Source organism: Microbacterium sp. CCH5-D1 (assembly GCF_001557335.1).
Lineage (GTDB): Bacteria > Actinomycetota > Actinomycetes > Actinomycetales > Microbacteriaceae > Microbacterium > Microbacterium oxydans.
On the sequence record NZ_LSJW01000286.1, the window covers coordinates 1 to 1,506 of the forward strand.

Sequence of the window (1,506 nt, forward strand, 5' to 3'; positions counted from 1 at the left end):
CCGCGGCGGGGCAGCCGTTCTTCGTTCACTCCACCGGCGCGATCGGCACCGAGGGTGCGATCGACGACGTCGAGGTCAAGCCGTCGCTGTTCAACGTCTTCGCCCTCCCTGCCCCGTCGACGGATGCCGACGAGCTCCGCGCCGCCTGGCAGAAGGGCACCCTCGAGGCCAAGGACTCCTGGCTGCTCGGCCGCGCGCTCGCCCCGCTGCTCGCTCAGTCGTGGGGATCGGTGCTCAAGCCCAACGACGCCACCGTGCACCTGGTCGGCGGCCGCGCCTCCCTCAAGTCCGCACATGGCCGTCTGGCGGTGCAGTACTTCGCCCCCGACGTCCACTACCACGGCGTCAAGGAAATGCTCTCCGGCTCCGCGAAGGGCGGCTCCGCGCTCGGTCTCATCCGCAGCGCGAACACTGTCTCGCACCTGCCGCTGCTCATCGACGACTTCGCCCCGGACGGCAACGCCAAGCAGGCGCAGAACCGCCTCGGCGAGCTCGCCCGCATGCGGTTCAACTCGACCGGCCGCAAGGTCTCCACTCAGCGCGGCGGCGTGCGCGAGGACCGCCCGATCGAGGCCAACCTGATCACCACGGGTGAGCTCACCGCGACCGGCTCCGCCGACACCCGCATCCTCAACATCCCGCTGCACCCGCAGTCCGTCGACAAGGGCAAGGCCCTGTTCGCCCGGCTTGAATCCCGCAGCTACCGCGCAGCCCGCGCCCTGCTCGGCTCGTCGCTGATCCACTGGGTCGCCCAACACCGTGACCAGATGCTCGAGGAGATCCAGGCCGCCATCGAAGGTGACACGAGCTCGCCGCTGGCCACCGACACCTACTGGGAACGTCGCCTCGCCGACCTGCCCCACGACTCCGGCGTCCGCAACCGCCTCGAGAACATGGCCGTCGACCTCGACCGCGGGATCTACATCATGCTCAAGATGCTCCGCGAGCACGGGGCGATCAGCGCTGACGAAGCCAACGAGTTCTACGCCTGGGCACGCGACGGGATCTACGACGCCGTCGCCCTGCAGGACTCCGCCTCCTCCGACGCCGGCGAACTGCTGCTCGCGTTCCTCCGCGAAGCGCTGATCTCCGGCGGCGCGCACCTGAGCACCCAGCACGGCGACGCTCCCGACGACGCAGCCAGCCTCGGCTGGGTCAACCAGAGCGCGGGGGAGATGCCGCAGTGGCGCCCCATGGGCGCCCGGATCGGCGTCATCGTCGGCGAGGGCGACGCGCAGCGGGTCTACCTCATCCCCTCCGTCGCGATCGGCGTCGCCAACACCGTCGCCAGCCGCGCCGACGAGGTCTTCTCCGAGACCACCCACTCCATCGCCAGCAGCTTCGAGAGCCACGGATGGCTCACCAAAGACCACGAAGGCAAGCGCTCCGGTGCTCGGCGCATCGGCGGCCAGAAGATGCGCGTCTGGGATCTGCCGCTGTCCGCTCTCCTCGGCTCCGACAACGACGGCGACGACCCCACCACCGACAGCGACGGCGGCCACGACC

At 70.1% G+C, this 1,506-nt stretch carries 1 pseudogene; it reads left to right on the forward strand.

Annotated features, from left to right (window positions below):
* Positions 1 to 1,506: pseudogene (locus AX744_RS20855) on the forward strand (telomere-associated protein); the annotation flags it as partial.